The organism is Amycolatopsis sp. NPDC049688, assembly GCF_040674975.1.
Classification (GTDB): domain Bacteria; phylum Actinomycetota; class Actinomycetes; order Mycobacteriales; family Pseudonocardiaceae; genus Amycolatopsis.
In genome coordinates this window covers 349,465-369,713 of record NZ_JBFANY010000008.1, presented here as the reverse complement: position 1 = coordinate 369,713, position 20,249 = coordinate 349,465, and the positions used below count along the sequence as shown (strand labels likewise).

The 20,249-nt window shown below is 72.4% G+C and carries 18 protein-coding genes and 1 riboswitch; of the genes, 7 read left to right on the top strand and 11 right to left on the bottom strand.

Annotation, left to right across the window (positions count from 1 at the left end):
- Positions 1 to 158: 158 nt before the first annotated feature.
- On the top strand, positions 159 to 419 hold the full coding sequence (gene rpsT, locus AB0J55_RS26490) for a 30S ribosomal protein S20 (RefSeq protein ID WP_284742036.1): 261 nt from the start codon (positions 159 to 161) through the stop codon (positions 417 to 419).
- A 259-nt stretch (positions 420 to 678) separates the two neighbouring features.
- Here rpsT and holA read toward each other — a convergent pair whose 3' ends face one another.
- A complete protein-coding gene (gene holA, locus AB0J55_RS26485) occupies positions 679 to 1,659 on the bottom strand; it encodes a DNA polymerase III subunit delta (RefSeq protein WP_364253728.1) in 981 nt (326 codons plus the stop codon).
- A 146-nt stretch (positions 1,660 to 1,805) separates the two neighbouring features.
- Positions 1,806 to 1,939: riboswitch (SAM riboswitch) on the top strand.
- A 13-nt stretch (positions 1,940 to 1,952) separates the two neighbouring features.
- Here holA and thrC point away from each other — a divergent pair.
- The gene (thrC, locus tag AB0J55_RS26480; RefSeq protein ID WP_103348795.1) at positions 1,953 to 3,218 is read left to right on the top strand and encodes a threonine synthase; all 1,266 of its coding nucleotides are present in this window, start codon (positions 1,953 to 1,955) and stop codon (positions 3,216 to 3,218) included.
- A gap of 38 nt (positions 3,219 to 3,256) precedes the next feature.
- Here thrC and AB0J55_RS26475 read toward each other — a convergent pair whose 3' ends face one another.
- From AB0J55_RS26475 to nadD, 7 genes are all read right to left on the bottom strand, one after another.
- Positions 3,257 to 5,629 carry a ComEC/Rec2 family competence protein gene (locus AB0J55_RS26475; RefSeq protein WP_364253725.1) on the bottom strand — a complete coding sequence of 791 codons (2,373 nt, stop codon included), beginning with the start codon at positions 5,627 to 5,629 and terminating at the stop codon, positions 3,257 to 3,259.
- A gap of 283 nt (positions 5,630 to 5,912) precedes the next feature.
- Positions 5,913 to 6,626, bottom strand: coding sequence for a ComEA family DNA-binding protein (locus AB0J55_RS26470; protein WP_364253722.1), 714 nt, complete (start codon positions 6,624 to 6,626; stop codon positions 5,913 to 5,915).
- Positions 6,627 to 6,728: 102 nt separating this feature from the next.
- Positions 6,729 to 7,634, bottom strand: a complete 906-nt coding sequence (locus AB0J55_RS26465; protein ID WP_364253719.1) for a DegV family protein — start codon at positions 7,632 to 7,634, stop codon at positions 6,729 to 6,731.
- Positions 7,635 to 7,638: 4 nt separating this feature from the next.
- Positions 7,639 to 8,367, bottom strand: a complete 729-nt coding sequence (gene octT, locus AB0J55_RS26460) for a diglucosylglycerate octanoyltransferase (RefSeq protein ID WP_364253716.1) — start codon at positions 8,365 to 8,367, stop codon at positions 7,639 to 7,641.
- Between the two features lie 3 nt (positions 8,368 to 8,370).
- Positions 8,371 to 8,985 carry a histidine phosphatase family protein gene (locus tag AB0J55_RS26455; protein WP_364253713.1) on the bottom strand — a complete coding sequence of 205 codons (615 nt, stop codon included), beginning with the start codon at positions 8,983 to 8,985 and terminating at the stop codon, positions 8,371 to 8,373.
- Complete coding sequence (gene rsfS, locus AB0J55_RS26450; RefSeq protein WP_003067112.1) at positions 8,982 to 9,377, bottom strand: ribosome silencing factor; 396 nt, start codon at positions 9,375 to 9,377, stop codon at positions 8,982 to 8,984. Before rsfS ends, AB0J55_RS26455 begins: the two co-directional genes overlap by 4 nt.
- Before the next feature lie 60 nt (positions 9,378 to 9,437).
- Positions 9,438 to 10,007: a nicotinate-nucleotide adenylyltransferase gene (gene nadD, locus AB0J55_RS26445; protein ID WP_364253840.1), complete on the bottom strand. Its 570-nt coding sequence runs from the start codon at positions 10,005 to 10,007 to the stop codon at positions 9,438 to 9,440.
- Between the two features lie 197 nt (positions 10,008 to 10,204).
- Here nadD and AB0J55_RS26440 point away from each other — a divergent pair, with 197 nt between their 5' ends.
- The 4 genes from AB0J55_RS26440 (at position 10,205) to AB0J55_RS26425 (ending at position 15,905) form a co-directional block, all read left to right on the top strand.
- Positions 10,205 to 12,316 carry a RecQ family ATP-dependent DNA helicase gene (locus AB0J55_RS26440; protein WP_364253710.1) on the top strand — a complete coding sequence of 704 codons (2,112 nt, stop codon included), beginning with the start codon at positions 10,205 to 10,207 and terminating at the stop codon, positions 12,314 to 12,316.
- A gap of 211 nt (positions 12,317 to 12,527) precedes the next feature.
- On the top strand, positions 12,528 to 13,814 hold the full coding sequence (locus AB0J55_RS26435; protein WP_364253707.1) for an MFS transporter: 1,287 nt from the start codon (positions 12,528 to 12,530) through the stop codon (positions 13,812 to 13,814).
- Positions 13,815 to 13,885: 71 nt separating this feature from the next.
- Entirely contained in the window at positions 13,886 to 15,607 is a 1,722-nt protein-coding gene (gene argS, locus AB0J55_RS26430) for an arginine--tRNA ligase (RefSeq protein WP_364253704.1), read from the top strand.
- 13 nt (positions 15,608 to 15,620) lie between these two features.
- Positions 15,621 to 15,905 carry an antibiotic biosynthesis monooxygenase family protein gene (locus AB0J55_RS26425; RefSeq protein ID WP_364253701.1) on the top strand — a complete coding sequence of 95 codons (285 nt, stop codon included), beginning with the start codon at positions 15,621 to 15,623 and terminating at the stop codon, positions 15,903 to 15,905.
- On the opposite strand, the gene AB0J55_RS26420 is transcribed toward AB0J55_RS26425, so the two are convergent.
- Entirely contained in the window at positions 15,875 to 16,474 is a 600-nt protein-coding gene (locus tag AB0J55_RS26420) for a TetR/AcrR family transcriptional regulator (RefSeq protein ID WP_364253698.1), read from the bottom strand. The two genes, AB0J55_RS26425 and AB0J55_RS26420, sit on opposite strands and share 31 nt — an antisense overlap.
- 61 nt (positions 16,475 to 16,535) lie before the next feature.
- Between AB0J55_RS26420 and AB0J55_RS26415 the strand changes: the two genes are divergently transcribed.
- Positions 16,536 to 17,249 (top strand): SDR family oxidoreductase, encoded by a 714-nt coding sequence (locus AB0J55_RS26415; protein WP_364253695.1) that lies wholly within the window; start codon positions 16,536 to 16,538, stop codon positions 17,247 to 17,249.
- Between the two features lie 330 nt (positions 17,250 to 17,579).
- Here AB0J55_RS26415 and proB read toward each other — a convergent pair whose 3' ends face one another.
- Together proB and obgE are read right to left on the bottom strand one after the other, a co-directional pair.
- Entirely contained in the window at positions 17,580 to 18,689 is a 1,110-nt protein-coding gene (gene proB / locus AB0J55_RS26410) for a glutamate 5-kinase (RefSeq protein ID WP_364253692.1), read from the bottom strand.
- A complete protein-coding gene (gene obgE, locus AB0J55_RS26405; protein WP_364253689.1) occupies positions 18,686 to 20,143 on the bottom strand; it encodes a GTPase ObgE in 1,458 nt (485 codons plus the stop codon). The genes proB and obgE overlap by 4 nt, the downstream gene beginning before the upstream one ends.
- Between the last annotated feature and the right edge of the window lie 106 nt (positions 20,144 to 20,249).

Genomic DNA, 20,249 nt, shown 5'->3' with positions numbered 1-20,249 from the left:
CCTAGGCACTACCACCGCCCACCGTACTCCGGCCGCGGGCCCGGCTGTTAGAGTGGACGCTCGCTGCCCGTGCGGCATTCCGTCATGGAGGAAACCCGGCATTTCCGGGGCCACTTCAGCGCGGCGGCGATCTCACCGAGTGAAACAGGAGTTGCCCTATGGCCAACATCAAGTCGCAGATCAAGCGCATCACGACGAACGAGAAGGCGCGTCAGCGCAACCAGGCGATCCGGTCCTCGGTGAAGACCGCGATCCGCAAGGTCCGCGAAGCCGCCGACGCCGGCGACAAGGCCAAGGCCGCCGAGCTGCAGCGCGACGCCGCCCAGAAGCTGGACAAGGCGGTCTCGAAGGGCGTCATCCACGCCAACCAGGCCGCGAACAAGAAGTCGGCGCTGGCGAAGCGCGTCAACGCGCTCTGAGCTGGTTGATTTCTGGGAAGGCCCCGGCTTCGGCCGGGGCCTTCTTTTTTGTGTGACGCCAGGCCGGCCGGGTGGTTCGGGGGTTGGTCCGGCTCGCGGTGGCGATCTTCTGCACCGGCAACCCTCGCCAGCGCCGATCGGCGGTCACGTTCCGCGGCCGCCGCACCGGCAACCCCTCGTCGGCGCTCCTCAGCGGTCACCTTCCGCGGCTATCGCATCGCGACGCTCGTCGGCGCTCCTCAGTGGTCGCCTTCCGTGGTCAGCGGTCGCCCTTGGCTGCCGCTACCTCGAGGACCGCGCGCTCCAGGGCGTAGCCCGGGTCCGCTGCCGCTCCCTTGACCTCGGCGTTCAGGCGGGCGACCACGCGCATCGCCGTCGCCAGGCCGTCCGGGTTCCAGCCGCGGGACTGGCCCTGGGCCTTGCGGATCTTCCACGGCGGCATGCCCAGCTCGCCCGCCAGCTGGTTCGGGTTGCCGCGGCCGGCGCCCGAGACCCGGGCGATCGTGCGGACCGCGTCGGCCAGGGCGTCGGCGACCAGGACGTGCGGGACGCCCAGCTGCATCGCCCAGCGCAGGGACTCCAGCGCCGCCGCGCGATCGCCGCTGACCGCCTTCTCCGCCACCGCGAACCCGGTCACGTCGGCGCGGCCGCGGTGGTAACGGCGGACCGCGTCGGCGTCGACCGCGCCGCCCGTGTCCGCGACCAGCTGCGTCGCCGCGGAGGAGAGTTCACGCAGGTCGGAGCCGACCGCGTCGATCAGCGCCGCCACCCCGGCCGGGTCGATCTTGCCGCCCACCCGGCGCACCTCGTGGCGCACGAACTGCTCGCGCTCGGCCGGCTTGGTCAGCTTCGGGCACTCCGTGACCTCGGCCCCGGCCTTCTTCAGCGCCGCCGGGAGCGACTTGCCCGCCTTGCTGCGGCCACCGCCGGTGTGCACGACGACGAGCACGACCCCGTCCGCCGGGTCCTTCAGGTAGCTCGCCACGGCGTCGGCCAGCTCCTGCGAGATGTCCTGGGCCGACTCCAGGACGATCACCCGGCCCTCGCTGAACAGCGAAGGGCTGACCAGTTCGGCCAGCTCGGGGGCTGTGAGATCGGACACCCGGACCCGGGTCAGCTCCGCCGTCGCGTCCGTCGCGCGGGCGGCCGCGAGCGTCTCGCGGACGGCCCGCTCGATCAGCAGTTCTTCCTCGCCGAGCACCAGCTGCAGCGGGGCCGGGGCGGTGGCTTGCGCGGTCACCCCGGAATCTTCTCACTTGCGCTGTCGTGCCCCCGCTCCGGTGATGTCGACCGGCCACCGTGGCACGGCCCGCGCGCGATGTCGTACGGTGTAGCCGAGGCAGCCGCCCCGGACTATCCGGTGTGCGCGCACCGACAACCGAATACCGCTCATCCAGAGGGGCAGAGGGAACGGCCCGACGAAGCCCCGGCAACCGGCGTACAGCCCGTCATCCCGCGATCGCGGGGTAGCTGACGACCACGGTGCCAATTCCGGCCCGCTTCGGCGGGGCAGATGAGGAAAGGAACCTCGCGATGACCGCAACCCTCGGCACGACCTCCACCACGAAGACCCCGGATCTCGGACCCGCCGTCGAACTGGTGTCGAAGGAAGAGGGCCACCGGCAGCCGCTCGCTCCGGAGTTCGTCTCCGCCGAAGACTTCTCGCCGCTCGAGGTCGCCTACGACTTCGGCCGCGTCCGCCGCGAGGACATCGAGGCGGGTCCCAAGAACATCTGGCGCTACAAGAAGCTCCTCCCGGTTCCGTCCAACGTCGAAGAGATCCCGAACACCGAGCCGGGCGCCACCCGCCTGGTCCGCGCCGACCGCCTCGCCAAGGAACTCGGCCTCAAGCGCGTGTGGGTCAAGGACGACACCGGGAACCCGACGCACTCCTTCAAGGACCGCGTGGTCGCGGTCGCGCTGGCCGCGGCCCGCGAGTTCGGGTTCGAGGTGCTCGCGTGTCCGTCGACCGGCAACCTGGCCAACGCGACGGCTGCCGCCGCGGCCCGCGCGGGCTGGCGGTCGGTCGTGCTGATCCCCAAGACCCTCGAGCGCGCCAAGATCCTCACCACCGCGGTGTACGACGGCGACCTCCTCGCCATCGACGGCAACTACGACGACGTCAACCGCCTCGCCACCGAGCTGGCCGGTGAGCACCCGAAGTGGGCGTTCGTCAACGTGAACGTCCGGCCGTACTACTCGGAAGGCTCGAAGACGCTGGCCTTCGAGGTCGCCGAGCAGCTCGGCTGGCGCATCCCGCCGCAGATCGTCGTCCCGATCGCCTCCGGTTCGCAGCTGACCAAGGTGGACAAGGGTTTCCGCGAGCTGGGCCAGCTCGGCCTCGTGGAAGCCAGCCCGTACAAGGTGTTCGGCGCCCAGGCGACCGGCTGCTCGCCGGTGTCGGCGGCCTTCCGCGAAGGCCACGACGTGGTCCAGCCGGTGAAGCCGGACACCATCGCCCGTTCGCTGGCGATCGGCAACCCGGCCGACGGCCCGTACGTGCTCGACATCGTCAACCGCACCGGCGGCGCGATCGAGGACGTCTCGGACGAAGAGGTGGTCGAAGGCATCCGCCTCCTCGCCCGCACGGAGGGCATCTTCACCGAGACGGCCGGCGGGGTCACGGTCGCCACGGCCAAGAAGCTGGTCGAGACGGGCAAGCTGGACCCGGACGCGGAGACGGTCCTCCTCATCACCGGCGACGGCCTCAAGACGCTGGACGCGATCGAGAACCACGTAGGCCCGAAGGCGACGCTGCCGCCGTCGGCCGCCGCGGTGAACAAGGCCCTCGGCTACTGAGCCGCCGTCCGGGGCGGGCGGTGGCCCGCCCCGGACGCTCAGCGCCGCGGCGGGCCCCGGGGCTCGCCGCGGCGGGCTATGGCCGCTCCGGCGACCACCGCGGTGTCGCCGTCGACGTCGGTGCGGGTCACCCGGGCGCCGAGCGCGGCCAGGGTGTCCAATGTGGACTTGTTCGGATGCCCGTACGTGTTTCCCGCGCCCACGCTGACCATGGCCACCCGCGGGGCCACCGCCGCGAGGAACGACGGCAGCGAGTAGCGGCTGCCGTGGTGGGGCACCTTCAGCACCTCCGCTCTCAAGTCGCCGACGTCCGCCAGCAGGTCCGCCTGTGCCGCCAGCTCGACGTCACCGGTCAGCAGGACCCGGCCCGCCGCGGTTTCCGCCCGCAGCACCACGGAACTGTTGTTGATCGTGGTGCCGTCCGGCTGTTCGGCCACGCGAGCGGGTACGTAGCGCGGTCCGAGGACATCGAGGGTCAGGCCCGGCCAACCCAGCCGCTCCCCCGGGTTCAACTCCACGAGCGGTACCGCTTGCCGGGCGGCCTCGGCCGCGACCTGGCGCCACGCCCACGCCGGCGACCGCCCCGGGCCCACGGCGATCGCGCCGACCGTGCGGCCGTCGAAAACCGAGCTGAGCCCACCGATGTGGTCGGCGTGCAGATGGCTCAGCACCAGCAGCGGGATCCGGTCGACGCCGAGCCGGTGCAGGCACTCGTCGACCGGCCCCGGCTCGGGTCCGGCGTCGACCACGACCGCGCGCCCGGGTGACGCGGTCGCCAGCACCACGGCGTCGCCTTGGCCGACGTCGCACTCGACCATCGCCCAGTTCCGCGGCGGCCACGCCGGCGCCAGCACCCGGACCGGCACGAACACCAGCAGCGCCCCGACGACGAGCACCGCCATGAGCACCCGCACGCACCGGCGCCGGGCCGCGAGCACCAGCACACCGAGGACGGCGGCGGCGAGGAGCCCGCCCACCCAGCCGCCGGGCCAGGTGATGACCGCGCCCGGGGCTCGTGCGCCGTGCCGGGCCACCGTGATCAGCCACCGGGCCTCGGGATCGGCCAGGTGCACGAGGACCTTCCCGGCGCCCGGCCACCACGGACCGGTGAGCGTCGCCAGCACGCCCAGCACGGTCGCCGGGGCCACCACGGGCGCGGCGAGGACGTTGGTCAGCACCGAAACCAAGCTGACCGAACCCGCCATGCCCGCGAGGACCGGCGCCGTCACCAGGAAGGCCGCCAGTGGGACGGCCAGCCCCTCCGCGAAGCCCGGCGGGAGCCCACGGCGGACCAGCACCCCGGCCCAGCGTGGCGCGAGCAGCACCAACCCGCCGGTGGCGCACACCGACAGCGCGAAGCCGAAGTCCGTGGCCATCGCCGGATCCGCCACCACCAGCAGGCACACCGCGAACGCGAGCGCGGGCAGCGCCGACCCCCGCCGTCCCAGCGCCAAGGCCAGCAACGCCACGGCCGCCATGACGCCCGCGCGCAGCACGCTGGGCTCCGGGCCGACCAGGACGAGGAACCCGGCCAGGCACGTCCCGGCCGCCGCGGCCGACAGCCGGGGGCCGAGCCGGAGCAGGCGCAGCAGGAGCAGCACCGCCCCGCAGACGACCGCGAGGTTGCCGCCGCTGACCGCGGTGAGGTGCGCGAGACCCGCGGTGACGAACTCCTGCTCGACACGCGGCGACAGCGCACTCGTGTCGCCCAGGACCAGCCCCGGCAGCAGACCGGCGGGTTCGTCGGGCAGGACCTGGCACAGGTCGTGCAGACCGGTGCGCAGCCCGGCCGCCGCCCGCTGCCACCACGGCGCCGGGCCGGGTTCGCCCGGCGGTCCGCGCACGGAGAGCACCGCGACGGTCAGATCCGAGCCGCGCGGCGGCATCAGCAGGCCCGTCACAGCGACGTCTTGGCCCGGTAGCAGCGAAGCCCACTGCGCGACCGGGGCCAGCAGGAGGACGCGCCCGGACGACGGGACCGGCCGTCCGTCGACCGACGCCGTGAGCACGTCGGCCGCGAGCACGACCGAGCGGGCGCCGGCCTGCCGGTCGGCGTACCCCGCGCTCCGCACGGGTTTCGGGCGTTCGGCGACGACGACCCGCAACGCCGCGGGCAGCCCTTCGGCGGCCACGGAACGGAGCTCGTCCTGCTGCGCGTCGCGGATCCGCCAGGCGACCGGTCCGGCGGCCAGCAGGCCCAGCGCCAGCAGGGCTGCCGCCGCACTGCGCACCCGGGGCCGGCCGCGGGCCCGCCCGAGCACCAGCCCGGCGAACACCGCCGACGCGAGCCCGGCCGCGACGGCCGCCCACCAGCCGAGCAGCAGGCCGGTCAGAGCGGCGAGCCAGCACGCCAGCGCGGCCGGGACCAGCCGCATGTCCTGCCGGGTGTCGGTGCTGGGGACAGTGCTCATCACGCTGCCACCTCCCGCCTGCGATCCAACGCGGCTGCACCGCCGATGCCGGCCGCAGTCAGCCAGGCCACCGTCCCCGGAAAGGGACTCATCTGGGCGCGATCTCCCGCGGGCGAGCGAATCCGCCTCCACGGGGACCGCGATGGGGCTGCGTTTCCATTGGTCGGCGAGCGGAATGAGGTAACCGTGCTGCAGGGGCGGGCCACGGGCCGCTCTTCGCGGGCCGGCCCGACACAACCGGGGAGCCGCACATCCTCTCGGAGGGCGGTCACGGGGAAGGTGCTCATCCGACCGTCACCTGCTCCCGCAATTTCTCGAACTTGCTTTCCCCGATCCCGTCGACGTCCCTCAGCTGCTCGACCTTGCTGAACCCGCCGTGGTCCGAGCGCCACTGGACGATCCGCTTGGCCATCACCTCGCCGACTCCGGGCAGCGTGTCCAGCTGGTCCGGGGTTGCCGTGTTGAGGTCGACCTTGCCCCCGGCCGCTGGAGCTCCGGGGTCCGGCGCCGCCGCCGGGACGCCGACGGCCAGCTGCTCGCCGTCGGTCACCTTGCGGGCGAGGTTCAGCGTGCTCAGGTCCGCTCCCGGCTCGGGGCCGCCCGCCGCCCGCAGCACGTCCGCCACCCGGGAGCCCTGGGGCACCGTGATCAACCCCGGCGACCGGACGCGCCCGATCACGCTGACCACGAGACCGGCCGGTGGCGCCGCGCGTGCCTCCGCCGCCGGTTTCGCGCTGGGCAGGGCGGGCGGTGGCTCGGGCGCCGGACTGCCGCCGGCGAGCGCGACCGCGCCGAGGACGATCACCACGACCGCCGCGAGGACACCGGCCAGCGCCCACCGGCGGCGGCCGGCGCCGGCCGGTCCGCCCGGCAGCCAGCGCCGGATCAGCCGGCCGCCGGGCCCGACCGTGCTCTCGTCGGGCGAGAGCTGGTCGGCCAGCCAGGTGAGCCGGTCGTTGACGGGAGGGCCCGGATCCCGGGCGGTCTGCTCGAACACACGATCGACGTTAGGGCCCGCGGGGAGTGTCCGACAGGGGTGCCGCCGCGACCTGTGGACAACCGGGGTGTTGTGGATGGATTCCCGGTGCCGGGCCCGGGATCAGCCGTTTTCGTCGTACCCGGATGGCATGCTGGCGGGTTCGGCGCGCCCATTCCCCGGCGGGACCGTGCGCTGGACGACCACGCCCAGCACGCCCGGTCCGGTGTGCGCGCCGATCACCGCGCCCAGTTCGGAGACCACGCAGCCCGCCGAGCGCGGCACGGCCTCTTCCAGCCGGTTCGCCAGCTCGACCGCCCGTTCCGGCGACGCGAGGTGGTGGACGGCGAGCTCGACGTCGTCGTCCTTCGCGGCCGCGGCGGCCAGCTCGACCAGCCGCGCGATCGCCCGGTTCATCGTGCGGACCTTCTCCAGCGGCAGGATCCGGCCGTCGGACATGTGCAGCACCGGTTTCACCGCCAGCGCCGTGCCGAGCAGCGCCGCCGCCGGCCCGATCCGGCCGCCGCGGCGCAGGTGCTCGAGGGTTTCCACGACGAACAACGTCGACGAGCAGCGGGCCGCCGTCACCGCGGCGGCCTCGACGGCGGCCGCGGAAGCTCCGGCGGAGGCGGCCGAAGCGGCGTGCAGCGCGGCGAACCCGAGGCCCATCGCGGTGGTCCGCGAGTCGACGACGCGGACCCGGTCGGGCCCCACTTCCTGCGCCGCCAGCACCGCCGCTTCCCAGGTGCCCGAAAGCTCGCGGGACAGGTGCACGGACACGATCGCGTCCGCGCCGTCCGCGAACGCCGCCCGGTACTCCGCCGCGAATTCGGTGGGGGTCGGCCGCGAGGTCGTGACGATCTTCCGCTGCTTCATCGCCTCCGCGACCGCCGCCGGCCCGGTCTCGACGCCGTCGAGCGAAACCACGCCGTCGACCAGGACGTGCAGCGGCACCACCCGGACCGCGTGCCGTTCGGCGAAGCCCTCCGGCAGGTGGGCGGTGGAATCCGTGACTACGGCGACCGACACGCCGTCAGCCTACGTGCCGGGAGGCCAGCACCGGCGCCATCAACACGGACATCGCCTCGCCCACCGCGGCGTGCCCCGGCCAGCCCCAGTGCATGCCGTCGGGGTTGCCCGCGCCGCTGAGCACGTGCTCGCCCACGACGGCTTCGAGGTCCAGCAACGGAACTCCCGCCCGTGCACCCCACGCCGCCATCGCCGCCGCCGCGGCCGGGCGCGCGGTGTGCACGCCGCCGTAGGCCGCCGCTCGGTGCACTGACGGCAGCATGCCGAAGATCGGCAGATCGGGCCGCAGGACGCGCAGCGCGCCCACGGCGGTGTCGAGGTACTGGACGGTGAGCTTGGCCGGCAGCACGGCGGGCCGGCCGCGGAACGCGACCGAAAGGCGCGGTTGCGCCGCGAGATAGGCCTTGCGGACGACGCGCCGCACCGGGTCGGGGCGCAGGTACCGCAGTCCGGTGCGCAGGTAGGTGGGCAACGGCGAGGGCAGCGTGTCCATGCTGCCGATCGCGAACACCACCGCGTCGACGTGGTGCAGGTCGGCCCAGACGCGCGGGTCGCCGGTCAGCGACCACCAGGCGTCCCGGGCGTTCCAGCCGATGCCGGCGACCAGGTCGGCGGAACCCCCGAGTGCGGCGGCCGCGACGTTCGGCCACAGCCGCGGCTCGTCCGCGGCGCAGGGTCCTTCGGGACCGTGAAAGCTCAGCGAATCGCCGAACACCAGCAGGCGCGGCCCCATCGGCTAGCCGTGCATCCCCGCGTTGTAGGCGTGCAGCCGCCACTTCCCGTCGCGGCGGCCCAGCTCGACCCAGTGGCAGTTCGAGATGCCGCCGAGCGACGGCCAGATCGCGACCGGCAGGTCCAGCAGCCGCGCGGTGAGCGCGATGATCAGCCCGCCGTGCGCGGCCAGCAGCACGGTCTCGCCCGCGTCGGAGTTGGCCTGCTGCAGGTCGGTGACGACTTCGCTCGCGCGGTCGGCGACGTCGACGCGGTTCTCGCCGCCCGGCGGCGCCCAGGTCGCGTCGGTGCGCCAGCGGTCGCGCTCGCCGGGGTAGGCCTGGTCGACCTCCTCGCCGGTGAGCCCCTGCCACTCGCCCAGGTGCGTCTCGCGCAGGCGCTTGTCGATGCGGAGCGGGACGCCGATGGCGTCGGTGAGCACGGTGGCGGTGTCGGTGGCCCGGCGCAGGTCGGAGGCGATGACGAGGTCCGGGGAGAAGCGGGCCAGCGCGGGCACCGCGAACCGGGCCTGGTTCCAGCCGCGCGGGGTCAGCGCGGAGTCCAGGTGACCCTGCATCCGCCCGGCGGCGTTGTAGTCCGTCTCGCCGTGACGCCAGAGCACCAGCCGCCGCGGGCTCACGGGACGTCCGGGTCCTCGTCGGCGGGTGGCTCCTCGAGTCCGGCCACCTCGATGCGCGGGCAGTCCTTCCACAGCCGCTCGAGGCCGTAGAACGTGCGCTCTTCGACGTGCTGGACGTGCACGACGACGTCGACGTAGTCGAGCAGCACCCAGCGCCCTTCGCGCGCGCCTTCGCGGCGGACCGGCTTGTGCCCGCTCTCCCTCAGTTTCTCCTCGACATTGTCCACGATCGCGCCGACCAGGCGCTCGTTGGACGCGGAGGCGATGACGAAGGCGTCGGTGATGACGAGCTGTTCGGACACGTCCAGCACGACGACGTCGCTGGCCTTCTTGTCCGCCGCCGCGTGGGCGGCCGCTACGGCCAGCTCTCGAGCCTCGGACGTGGCTGCCACGGTGCTCCTTTTCGGGATCGGGTTCGCCCGAGAAGGGTACCCGCAGCCACCGACAGCCGTTCAGTCGCTCTTCCGGTACAGGTCCTTTTTGGCGATGTAGCGGACTACGCCGTCGGGAACGAGGTACCAGACGGGCTCCCCGCGCTCGACCCGGTCGCGGCAGCCGGTGGACGAAATGGCCATCGCGGTGACCTCGACGAGGCTCACCTTGCCGCTGGGCAGGTGGTGCGAGTTGAGCCGGTAGCCGGGCCGGGTGACGCCGATGAAGTGCGCGAAGTCGAACAGCTCGTCGGCCTTGTGCCAGGTCAGGATCTGTTCCAGGGCGTCGGCGCCGGTGATGAAGAAGAGCTCGTCGTCGGGGTACTCGGCGTGCAGGTCGCGCAGGGTGTCGACGGTGTAGGTCTGGCCGCCGCGGTCGATGTCCACCCGGCTGACGGAGAAGACCGGGTTGGACGCGGTCGCGATCACCGTCATCAGGTAGCGGTCCTCGGCCCTGGTCACCTCGCGATCGGTCTTCTGCCACGGCTGCCCGGTGGGGACGAAGATCACTTCGTCGAGCTCGAACCGGGACTGGACCTCGCTGGCCGCGACGAGGTGGCCGTGGTGCACGGGGTCGAAAGTGCCGCCCATGACCCCGATCCGCCGTGGTGACATGACCGGAGAGCCTATACAGCCGGGAGCCGCGAGGCTGGGTGCTCTTCACCACCCCGCCCGACCGGGGAATTCCTGTGATTCAAGTCACATTACGGCCCGTATCGGCCGCGAACGCTCCGTTCGCGACGGTTCCGATTCCCGATCTGTCGGTGTCATGGGGTAGACGTGGGGACGTGGACACGACCAGCACCGCCTCAGCCCTCCGCGACCGCGCCGAGACCCTCCTCCGGGCTCTGGCCGGCGACTCGGCGAAGCTGCGCGAAGACCAGTGGACCGCCATCGAGGCCCTGGTCGCGCAGCGGCGCCGCGCGCTGGTCGTGCAACGCACCGGGTGGGGGAAGTCGGCGGTGTACTTTTTGGCCACGGCATTGCTGCGCGAGCAGGGCAGCGGGCCGACGGTCATCGTCTCGCCGCTGCTCGCCCTGATGCGCAACCAGATCTCGGCGGCGGCGCGGGCCGGGATCCACGCGGCGACGATGAACTCCGCGAACCCGCAGGAGTGGGACCAGGTCCAGGCGGCGGTGGCGGCCGGCGAGGTGGACGTGCTGCTGGTCAGCCCCGAACGGCTGAACAACCCGGACTTCCGCGACAACGTGCTGCCGAAGCTGACCGCGAGCACCGGGCTGCTGGTGGTCGACGAGGCACACTGCATTTCGGACTGGGGCCACGACTTCCGGCCGGACTACCGGCGGCTGCGCACGCTGCTGGGCGATCTCCCGGACGGCGTGCCGGTCCTGGCGACGACGGCGACCGCGAACGACCGCGTGGTCACCGACGTCGCCGAGCAGCTCGGCCTCGGCACCGGCGCGGACACCCTCGTGCTGCGCGGCAGCCTCGACCGGGAAAGCCTGCGGTTGTCGGTGTGCCGGCTGCCGACGTCGCAGGCGCGGCTGGCGTGGCTCGCGGAACACCTGGCCGAGCTGCCCGGCTCGGGGATCATCTACACGCTGACCGTCGCGGCGGCGCACGACGTCGCATCGCTGCTGAAGGACCGTGGCTACCCGGTGGCGGCCTACACCGGCAAGACGGACCCGGCCGACCGGCAGGCGGCCGAGGACGACCTGCTCGGCAACCGCGTCAAGGCGCTGGTCGCGACGTCCGCGCTGGGCATGGGGTTCGACAAGCCGGATCTCGGGTTCGTGGTGCACCTCGGCGCGCCGTCGTCGCCGATCGCGTACTACCAGCAGGTCGGCCGGGCCGGGCGTGGCGTCGAGCGCGCCGAGGTCGTGCTGCTGCCCGGCGAGGAGGACAAGGCGATCTGGGCGTACTTCGGGTCGCTGGCGTTCCCAGACGAGCTGCGGGTGACGCAGGTGCTGAACACCCTCGCCTACGCCGACCGTCCACTGTCGACGGCCGCGCTCGAACCGTCGGTCGAGCTTTCCCGGTCACGGCTGGAAATGGTGCTCAAGGTGCTGGACGTCGACGGCGCGGTCCGGCGGGTCAAGGGTGGCTGGACGAGCACGGGCGAAGACTGGCAGTACGACCGCGGGCGGTACCAGCGGGTCGCCCAGGCACGTGACCGCGAGCAGGAGGCGATGCTCGGCTACCTCGCCACCGGGGGCTGCCGGATGGAGTACCTGCGGCGCCAGCTCGACGACCCCGAGGCGACGCCGTGCGGCCGGTGCGACAACTGCACCGGGAAACACTGGGACACGTCGGTGGCCGAGGAGGTCGTCGACGCGACCCGGGAACGCCTGCAGCGGCCCGGCGTCGAGGTGGCGCCGCGGAAGCAGTGGCCCACCGGGATGTCCTCTTTGGACGTCCCGGTGTCCGGCCGGATCTCGGCCGACGACCAGGCCGAGCCGGGCCAGGTGCTCGGGCGGCTCACCGACGTCGGCTGGGGCAACCGGCTGCGCGAGCTCGTCGGTCCGCAGGCCGTGGACGCCGAGGTGCCGGACTCGGTGTTCAAGGCGTGCGTGCAGGTGCTCGCCGGGTGGCAGTGGGCGCAGCGGCCGGTCGCGGTGGTGGCGGTGCCGTCGTCGACGCGGCCGCAGCTCGTCTACAGCCTCGCGACCAGGCTGGCCGAGGTCGGCAGGCTGGACTTCCTCGGCGCGCTCGACGCCGAGGGACCGCCGCCGCGCCAGGCGAACAGCGCGCAACGGCTGGCCGATCTGTGGCGCCGGATGAGCATGCCGGCGGACCTCGCCCAGACGCTGCCGGGCGGTCCGGTCCTGCTGGTGGACGACGTCATCGACACCGGCTGGACGATGACGCTGGCCGCGCGGCTGCTGCGGCGGGCCGGGGCGCCCGCGGTGCTGCCGTTCGCACTGGCCAGTACGGCCTGAGGGAGGGAGGACCCGGACACGAACGGGGTACTCGCGTACCCAGGTGGACGACTCGCGTACCTGGAGGGTCGGCTCGCGTACCTGGAGGGTCGGCTCGCGTACTTGAAGGGTCGGCTCGGTGTGGACGAGAAACCCGGGCAGTCAGGATCTTTCGCACTGCGAACGGATGTGGCAAAGTCCCGTTCCACCTTCGGGTGACGTGGAGGCCGCCATGACCGAGTCCGCCGTCCAGGTGTCACAGCGCCACCGGCTGCCCGTGCGCAAGCTGTTCGCGGCGAGCGCCGGGAACGCGCTGGAGTGGTTCGACTGGACGATCTACGCGACGTTCAGCATCTACTTCGCCAGTGCGTTCTTCCCCGCCGGGAACGACACCCTCGCCCTGATCAACACCTTCGCCACCTACGCGCTGGCCTTCTTCTTCCGGCCGCTCGGCGGCGTGCTGCTCGGGCGGTTCGCCGACACCCGTGGCCGGAAGCCCGCCATGATCCTCACCATCCTGCTCATGGCGGGCGGGTCGGTGGCGATCGGGCTGCTGCCGACGTTCGCGCAGGTGGGGTGGCTCGCGCCGATCCTGCTGCTGCTCGCGCGCGTCGCGCAGGGGCTGTCGCTCGGCGGTGAGGTGTCGAACGCGTCGGCGTACCTGGGCGAGATCGCGCCGCCGGAGCGTCGCGGCCGGTACTCGGCGTTCTTCTACATCTCGACCGGGTCGGCGGTGCTCGTCGCGACCGTGCTCGGGTTCGTGCTGGCCCGGACGCTGGACAAGGCCCAGCTCGCGTCGTGGGGCTGGCGGCTGCCGTTCCTGCTCGGCGGCGTCTTCGGCCTGGTCGGGCTGTGGCTGCGCCGCAGCATCGCCGAGACCGAGCTGTTCGAGCAGACCAAGACCAAGGCGCGCAAGATCGAACGGCCGCTGCTTACCACGCTGACGCACCACCCGAAGGCCGTCGGCCGGCTCGTCGGCTTCACGATGCTGTCGACCCTCTGCTACTACACGTTCTTCAGCGCGCTCACGTCCTTCGCGGTGAAGAACCGGCACGCCGATGCCGACGCCGTCTTCCTCGCCCTTTCGGCCGGGACGGCGTTGTTCATCGCCCTGCAGTACCCGCTCGGGGCGTTGTCGGACCGGTTCGGGCGGAAGCCGCAGCTGCTCGTCTGGTCCGGGGCGACCGCGGTCGCCGTCGTGCCGCTGTCCACTTTGATCGGTCCGGGTGTCGGCGGGCTGCTCGTCGTGTTCTGCGTCGGGCTCGGGCTGTACACGGCGATGACGTCGATCGCGCCGGCCATCATGAGCGAGCTGTTCCCCACCGAACTGCGCGGGCTGGGCATCGGGGCCTGGTACAACCTGACCGTCGCGATCTTCGGCGGCACCGCACCCCTGCTCATCACGTTGTTCGGCGCGGTGTCGCAGACGCTCTACTTCTGGTACGTCGCCGTGGGCGCGGCGATCGCGTTCGCGGTGATCCTCACGCTGCCGGAGACCAAGGGCAGCGAGCTGCGGTAAACCCTTCGTCATCGGCCGGTCACGCTCGCTACGCTGCGGGTTCGCCGTGACCGAGCCGAAGGAGGGACACCGTGCAGACCGCCGACGTTACCGAGGAGCTGGCGCGCCGCGTGGTGGCCGCCGCCGGCCGGGCACTCGATGCAGCGCTGACGCCGGAGCAGGCGCTGGTCCAAGCGTCGCCGCGCGAAGGCGTCGACTACCAGGCCAATCTCGCGATGAGCCTGGGCAAGCAGCTCGGCCGTCCGCCGCGCGAGGTCGCCGGCCTGATCGCGGGAGCGCTGGAGCTCGACGGAATCGCCGATCCGCCGGAGATCGCGGGGCCGGGCTTCCTCAACTTCGTCCTGTGCAAGGAATGGCTGGAAACGCGCACCGGCGCGCTGCTCGGCGATCCGCGGCTCGGCGTGCCGGAAACCACGGCGCCCCGGCGGATCGCGCTCGACTACAGCAGTCCGAACGTGGCCAAGGAAATGCACGTCGGGCACCTGCGCTCGTCGGTGATCGGCGACGCGCTCGCCCGCCTGCTGCGGTTCGCCGGGCACGAAGTGCTGCCGCACAACCACCTCGGCGACTGGGGCACGCCGTTCGGCATGCTCATCGAGCACCTCCTCGACGTCTCCGCCGGGCAACGCGCGATCGCCGACCTCGACGCCTTCTACCGCGAAGCTCGCCGGAAGTTCGACAGCGACGAAGCGTTCGCGACGCGGGCGCGCACCCGTGTCGTCAAACTGCAGAGCGGGGACGAAGACACCCTCGCCGTGTGGCAGGAACTCGTCGACGAGTCGACCCGGCACTTCAACGCGGTGTACGCCCTGCTCGGGATTTCCCTGACCGACAAGGACATCTACGGCGAGAGCTTCTACAACCCGTACCTCGCCGCGGTGGTCGACGACCTCGAGAAGGCCGGACTGACCGAAGTCAGCGACGGCGCCGTCTGCGTGTTCCCCGAAGGGTTCCGCAACCGGGAAGGCGACCGGCTGCCGCTGATCGTCCGCAAGCGCGACGGCGGTTACGGTTATGCCGCCACGGATCTGGCGACCGTCCGGTACTGGACGTCGGAACGCGGCGCGACCGACCTGCTCTACGTCGTCGGGGCGCCCCAGGCGCAGCACTTCGCGATGGTGTTCGCCGCCTGCCGCGCGGCGGGCTGGCTGACCGGGCACGCCGAGCACATCGGCTTCGGCACGGTGCTGGGCGCGGACGGCAAGGCCATGCGGACCCGGGCCGGCGAGACCGTCAATCTGGCCGACCTGCTCACCGAAGCCGTGGCTCAGGCTGCCGCGGTAGTCGCCGAACGCAGCGAGCTCGACGCCGCGGGTCAGGCCGAGGTCGCCCGGGCGGTGGGCATCGGCGCGGTCAAGTACGCGGACCTGTCCGGTGACCGCGAACGCGACTACGTCTTCGCCTGGGACCGGATGCTGGCGAAGGAGGGCAACACATCGGTGTACCTCCAGTACGCGCACGCGCGGACGCAGTCGATCCTGCGGAAGGCGGGCGGTCTGCCCGACGGCGACGACGTCGTGCTCGAAGCGCCGGCGGAACGTGCGCTGGCATTGAAACTGCTTCGGTTCGGCGAAGCGCTGAAGGCGGCGACAAGCGGCTACGCGCCGCACAAGCTGTGTACGTACCTGTACGAGACCGCGGTCGCGTTCTCGCGGTTCTTCGAGGAATGCCCCGTCCTGAAGGCTTCTTCGCCGGAGTTGCGCGCGTCGCGGCTGCGGTTGACTGTGGTGACGTCGCGAACGCTCGCGCTCGGGCTTTCGCTGCTCGGCATCGAGGCGCCCGAACGGCTCTGACGGGAGAACACGCATGATCATCGTGGCCGGCTGGCTCGCGGTCGCCCCCGAGGCCCGCGACGCCTACCTCGACGGCTGTGCCGAAGCCGTGCGGCTCGCGCGAGAGGCGCCGGGCTGCCTGGAGTACGCGCTGGGCGCCGACCTGCTCGATCCCGGCCGGGTCACGGTGTACGAACGTTGGGAGTCCGACGAAGACCTGGAGCGCTTCCGCGGGTCCGGGCCGTCGGACGAGCAGGCGGCGCAGATCCTCGGCGCTTCGGTGGCGCGCTACCGGATTTCGGCGGTCGAGGCGCCGTGATCCGCCAGCAGCGTCACTAGCTCGCCGGCCAAGCCACGGCCGACCGGCTCGCGCGTCGCGAGGAGCCGGTACCAGAGTGTGCCGAAGACGACGTCGAGCACCGTGCCGGGCTGGACGCCGGCCGGAAGTTCGCCGCGCTCGCGGGCGCGGTCGACGAGCGTGCCGAGCGCGTCGCGGCGGCGATGGAGGAAGTCTTCGCGGAACCGCTTGCCGAACTCCGGGTCGATCTGGGCCTGCGCCATCAGCGCCCGGAGCGTGTCCGCGACCGGTTCCTTCTGCCCCAGCTCGAAGGTGCGGTCCAGGAACTCGGCCAGGTCGGCACGGAAGGAGCCCCGGTCGGGGAGGGGGATCTGCAGGTCCGCCTTCGTCGCGAGCGCGTCGAGCAGGACGTCGGCCTTCGACGGCCACCAGCGGTAGATCGTCTGCTTGCCGACGCCCGAGCGGGCGGCGATGCCTTCGACGGTCAGGCCGCCGTAGCCGCCCTCCGCGACGAGGTCGAGCGTGGCGGCGAGGATCGCCAGCCGGCTCTGCTCGCTGCGCTTGCGGCCGGGACGGGACTGGTCGGTCATGGGATCCGATGGTAGCGTCGATTTCGAAACGAGACGTACCGGTTCGAAATGGGGAACAAGCATGAGCATCGCTCTCGTCGCCGGCGGCACCTCGGGCATCGGCCTGGCGACCGCGCGGCGGCTGCGGCAGCGGGGTTACGACGTCCACGTCACCGGACGGGGCAAGGAACGCCTCGACGACCTCGCCTCGAGCGACCCGGAGCTGACCGGGCACCAGGCCGACGGCGGCGACGCCACGGCGATGGCCGCGCTGGCCGGGTCGCTCGGAACGGTCGACGTGCTGGTGGTGAGCCTGTCCGGCACCGAAGGCACGGGGCCGATCGGCTCGCTGGACCTGGCAATGTTGCGGCGGGCGTTCGACGCGAAGTTCTGGGCGCACCTGACGACGGTCCAGGCGGTGCTGCCACACCTGGCCGAGAACGGTTCGATCACGCTGCTCAGCGCGATCACGGCCCGGGCGGCAATGGCCGGCACGGCCGGGATCGGGGCGCTGAACGCGGCGATCGAGGCGCTGGTCAAGCCACTGGCGGTCGAGCTGGCGCCGCGGCGGGTGAACGCGGTGTCGCCAGGGGTGGTGGACACGGCGTGGTGGAGCGGGTTCCCGGCGGAGATGCGGGAGGGCTTCTTCGCCCAGACGGCGGCCTCGATCCCGGCCCGCCGGGTGGCGACGGCGGACGACGTGGCGGAGGTGGTGGCATTGGCCGCGACGAACCCGAACCTGACGGGCACGATCCTGGAAGCCGACGGCGGGGCCCGGCTGGTCTCGCTGGGCTGACGCCGCCTCGCCACGCCGGCCTACGGCCGGCCGGCTGCCCGGATGAGGTCGCGGGCCGGGCGACCGACGCGCGAGCCGGAGGCATCTCGCGTGATTGAGCGGGCATCTCGCGTGATTGAAGGGACATCACCCGTGATTGAGGGGTCGACACGGCGGCGGCCGGCTGATCGCGGGTGATGCCCGTCGGCACACGCGAGGTTCCCCGCGGCGCACGCGAGATTCCCCTTGGCGCACGCGAGATTCCCCGTGGCGCACGCGAGATTCCCGCGGCGCACGCGTGATGCCCCGCGGCGCACGGGTGATGTCCGCTCGGTTGCGTGGAAGGGTGGGTCAGCGGCGGAGGGGGACCAGGTCGTCGGCGTGGACCACCTCGCGGCGCTGGTCCTCCGGGAGCTCGTGGGTCGAGCGGCCGATCAGGTCCGGGAGTTCCGGTGCGTCGAAGGCCACTACGCCGCGGGCCACTGGGCGGTCGCGGGCGTCCACCAGGTCCACCACGTCGCCGGCCTGGAATTCGCCGTCCACGCCCGTGATGCCCGCGGCCAGCAAGGACCTGCGGCGGCGGACCACCGCCGTCACCGCTCCGTCGTCGAGGCGGAGCTTGCCCGTGGTGTCCGCCGCGTAGCCCAGCCAGAACCTGCGGGCCGACAGGCGCGTGTCCGCCGGGGCGAACGCGGTGCCCGGGGAGGCCGTGGTCAACGCCGCCGAGGCTTCCGATGCCGCGGCCAGCAGGACCGGGATGCCCGCGCCCGCCGCCGTGCGGGCGGCCGCCAGTTTGGACACCATGCCGCCCGTGCCCAGGCCCGAGCTGGACATGCCGACCGAGATTCCGTCCACATCGGACTCCGAGAGGACCTCGGTCAGCTTGCGGGTCGCGCCGTTGCGGGGGTCTCCGTCGTACAGGCCGTCCACATCGGACAGCAGCACCAATGCGTCCGCGCCGATCAGGTGGGCCACCAGGGCCGCCAGGCGGTCGTTGTCGCCGAAGCGGATTTCCTCGGTCGCCACCGTGTCGTTCTCGTTGACCACCGGGACCGCGCCCAGCGCCAGCAGCCGCGAAAACGTCCGCTGCGCGTTGCGATAGTGCGACCGGCGGACGACGTCGTCGGACGTCAGCAGCACCTGGCCGACCGTCAGCGAGTACCGGCCGAACGACTCCGCGTACGCATGCGCCAGCGCCAGCTGGCCGACGCTCGCCGCCGCCTGCTGCGTGGCGAGGTCACGCGGGCGCTTGCCCAGCGACAGCGGTGCGAGGCCGGCGCCGATCGCGCCCGAGGACACCAGCACGATCTGCGTGTCGCGGGCGACGCGCTCGGCGATCGCGTCGACCAGCGCGTCCAGCCGGACCACGTCCAGCCCGCTGCCCGCCGTCGTCAGCGCCGACGAGCCGACCTTGACCACCAACCGGCGAGCGGAAGCGATCGCCTCGCGGGTGCCGCTCACGCGTCGAGGTCCAGCTCGTCGTCGTCCTCGCCGGTGCCGTCGCGGCGGATCCGGCGGGCCTCCTTGCGCTCGGCCGCGCCGATCCGGTCGCTGCGCTCCAGCCGGACGTCGGTGCCGCGCCCGGACAGGTGGACCGCCACCGAAGGAGTCGACGGCTCCCACTCGAACTGGACGTCGCCGATCGTGACCGGGCTGCCGGGCTGCGCGCCGAGCTTCGCCAGCTCGTCCTCGACGCCGAGGCGGTTGAGCCGGTCGGCGAGGTAGCCGACGGCCTCGTCGTTGGCGAAGTCGGTCTGGCGGATCCACCGCTCCGGCCGCGCGCCGCGGACGATGAACGCGCCCTCCTCCTCGGGGTCGAGGCTGACGGTGAAGCCCGAGTCGTCGACGGCGAGCGGCCGCAGGACGATCTTCTCCGGCTCCAGCACCGGCTGCGCCTCGCGGTACTTCTCGACGATCGCGGCCAACGCGAACGTCAACTCTCGCAAGCCCTTGCGCGACGCCGTCGACACCTCGAACACCTGAAGGCCGCGGGCCTCGAAGTCGGGGCGGACGAACTCGGCGAGCTCGGCGGCCTCCGGAACGTCGATCTTGTTCAGGACGACCACGCGCGGCCGCTCTTCGAGCTTCCCGCCGAGGCTCGGCGTGTACTTCGCGAGCTCCTCCTCCAGAGCGTCCACATCGGACAGCGGGTCGCGACCCGGCTCCAGGGTCGCGCAGTCGACGACGTGCACCAGCACCGCGCAGCGCTCGATGTGGCGCAGGAAGTCCAGGCCCAGGCCCTTGCCTTCGGACGCGCCGGGGATCAGGCCGGGCACGTCGGCCATCGTGAACACCGTGTCGCCGCCGGTGATGACCCCGAGGTTCGGCACCAGCGTGGTGAACGGGTAGTCGGCGATCTTCGGCTTGGCCGCGGACAGCACCGAGATCAGCGACGACTTGCCGGCGGATGGGAACCCCAGCAGCCCGACGTCGGCGACCGAGCGCAGCTCCAGCGTCAGGTCACGGCTTTCGCCCGGCTCGCCCAGCAGCGCGAACCCGGGCGCCTTGCGGGCCTTCGACGCGAGCGCGGCGTTGCCGAGCCCGCCGCGGCCGCCCTGCGCGGCGACGAACGTGGTGCCCGGGCCGATCAGGTCGGCGACCATCTCGCCGTCCTCGGTGAACACGACGGTGCCCGACGGCACCTTCATCACCAGGGTCTCCCCCGCCGCACCGGCGCGGTTGCCGCCCTGCCCCATCTTGCCGTTGCCGGCTTTGGCGTGCGGGCGGAAGTGGAAGTCCAGCAGGGTGTGCACGTTCGGGTCGACGACCAGCAGGACGTCGCCGCCGTTGCCGCCGTTGCCGCCGTCGGGGCCGCCGAGGGGCTTGAACTTCTCGCGGTGCACCGAGGCACAGCCGTTGCCCCCGTCACCGGCGGTCAGGTGGATGACCGCACGGTCCACGAACCGGGACGCCATGACTCTGCCTCACTTCACTCAACGAAAAGGTACGAACAAACAAACGAGGGGTGGCACCGGATATTCCGGCCCCACCCCTCGTCAGAGGTCTAACGACAGACCGAAG

Excerpts from the sequence above, each read along its gene's own strand:
- rpsT (WP_284742036.1), top strand. The coding sequence starts at position 159 with ATGGCCAACATCAAGTCGCAGATCAAGCGCATCACGACGAACGAGAAG.
- thrC (WP_103348795.1), top strand. The coding sequence starts at position 1,953 with ATGACCGCAACCCTCGGCACGACCTCCACCACGAAGACCCCGGATCTC.
- AB0J55_RS26475 (WP_364253725.1), bottom strand. The coding sequence starts at position 5,629 with ATGAGCACTGTCCCCAGCACCGACACCCGGCAGGACATGCGGCTGGTC.
- octT (WP_364253716.1), bottom strand. The coding sequence starts at position 8,367 with ATGGGGCCGCGCCTGCTGGTGTTCGGCGATTCGCTGAGCTTTCACGGT.
- nadD (WP_364253840.1), bottom strand. The coding sequence starts at position 10,007 with ATGGGCGGCACTTTCGACCCCGTGCACCACGGCCACCTCGTCGCGGCC.
- AB0J55_RS26435 (WP_364253707.1), top strand. The coding sequence starts at position 12,528 with ATGACCGAGTCCGCCGTCCAGGTGTCACAGCGCCACCGGCTGCCCGTG.
- AB0J55_RS26425 (WP_364253701.1), top strand. The coding sequence starts at position 15,621 with ATGATCATCGTGGCCGGCTGGCTCGCGGTCGCCCCCGAGGCCCGCGAC.
- AB0J55_RS26420 (WP_364253698.1), bottom strand. The coding sequence starts at position 16,474 with ATGACCGACCAGTCCCGTCCCGGCCGCAAGCGCAGCGAGCAGAGCCGG.
- AB0J55_RS26415 (WP_364253695.1), top strand. The coding sequence starts at position 16,536 with ATGAGCATCGCTCTCGTCGCCGGCGGCACCTCGGGCATCGGCCTGGCG.
- obgE (WP_364253689.1), bottom strand. The coding sequence starts at position 20,143 with ATGGCGTCCCGGTTCGTGGACCGTGCGGTCATCCACCTGACCGCCGGT.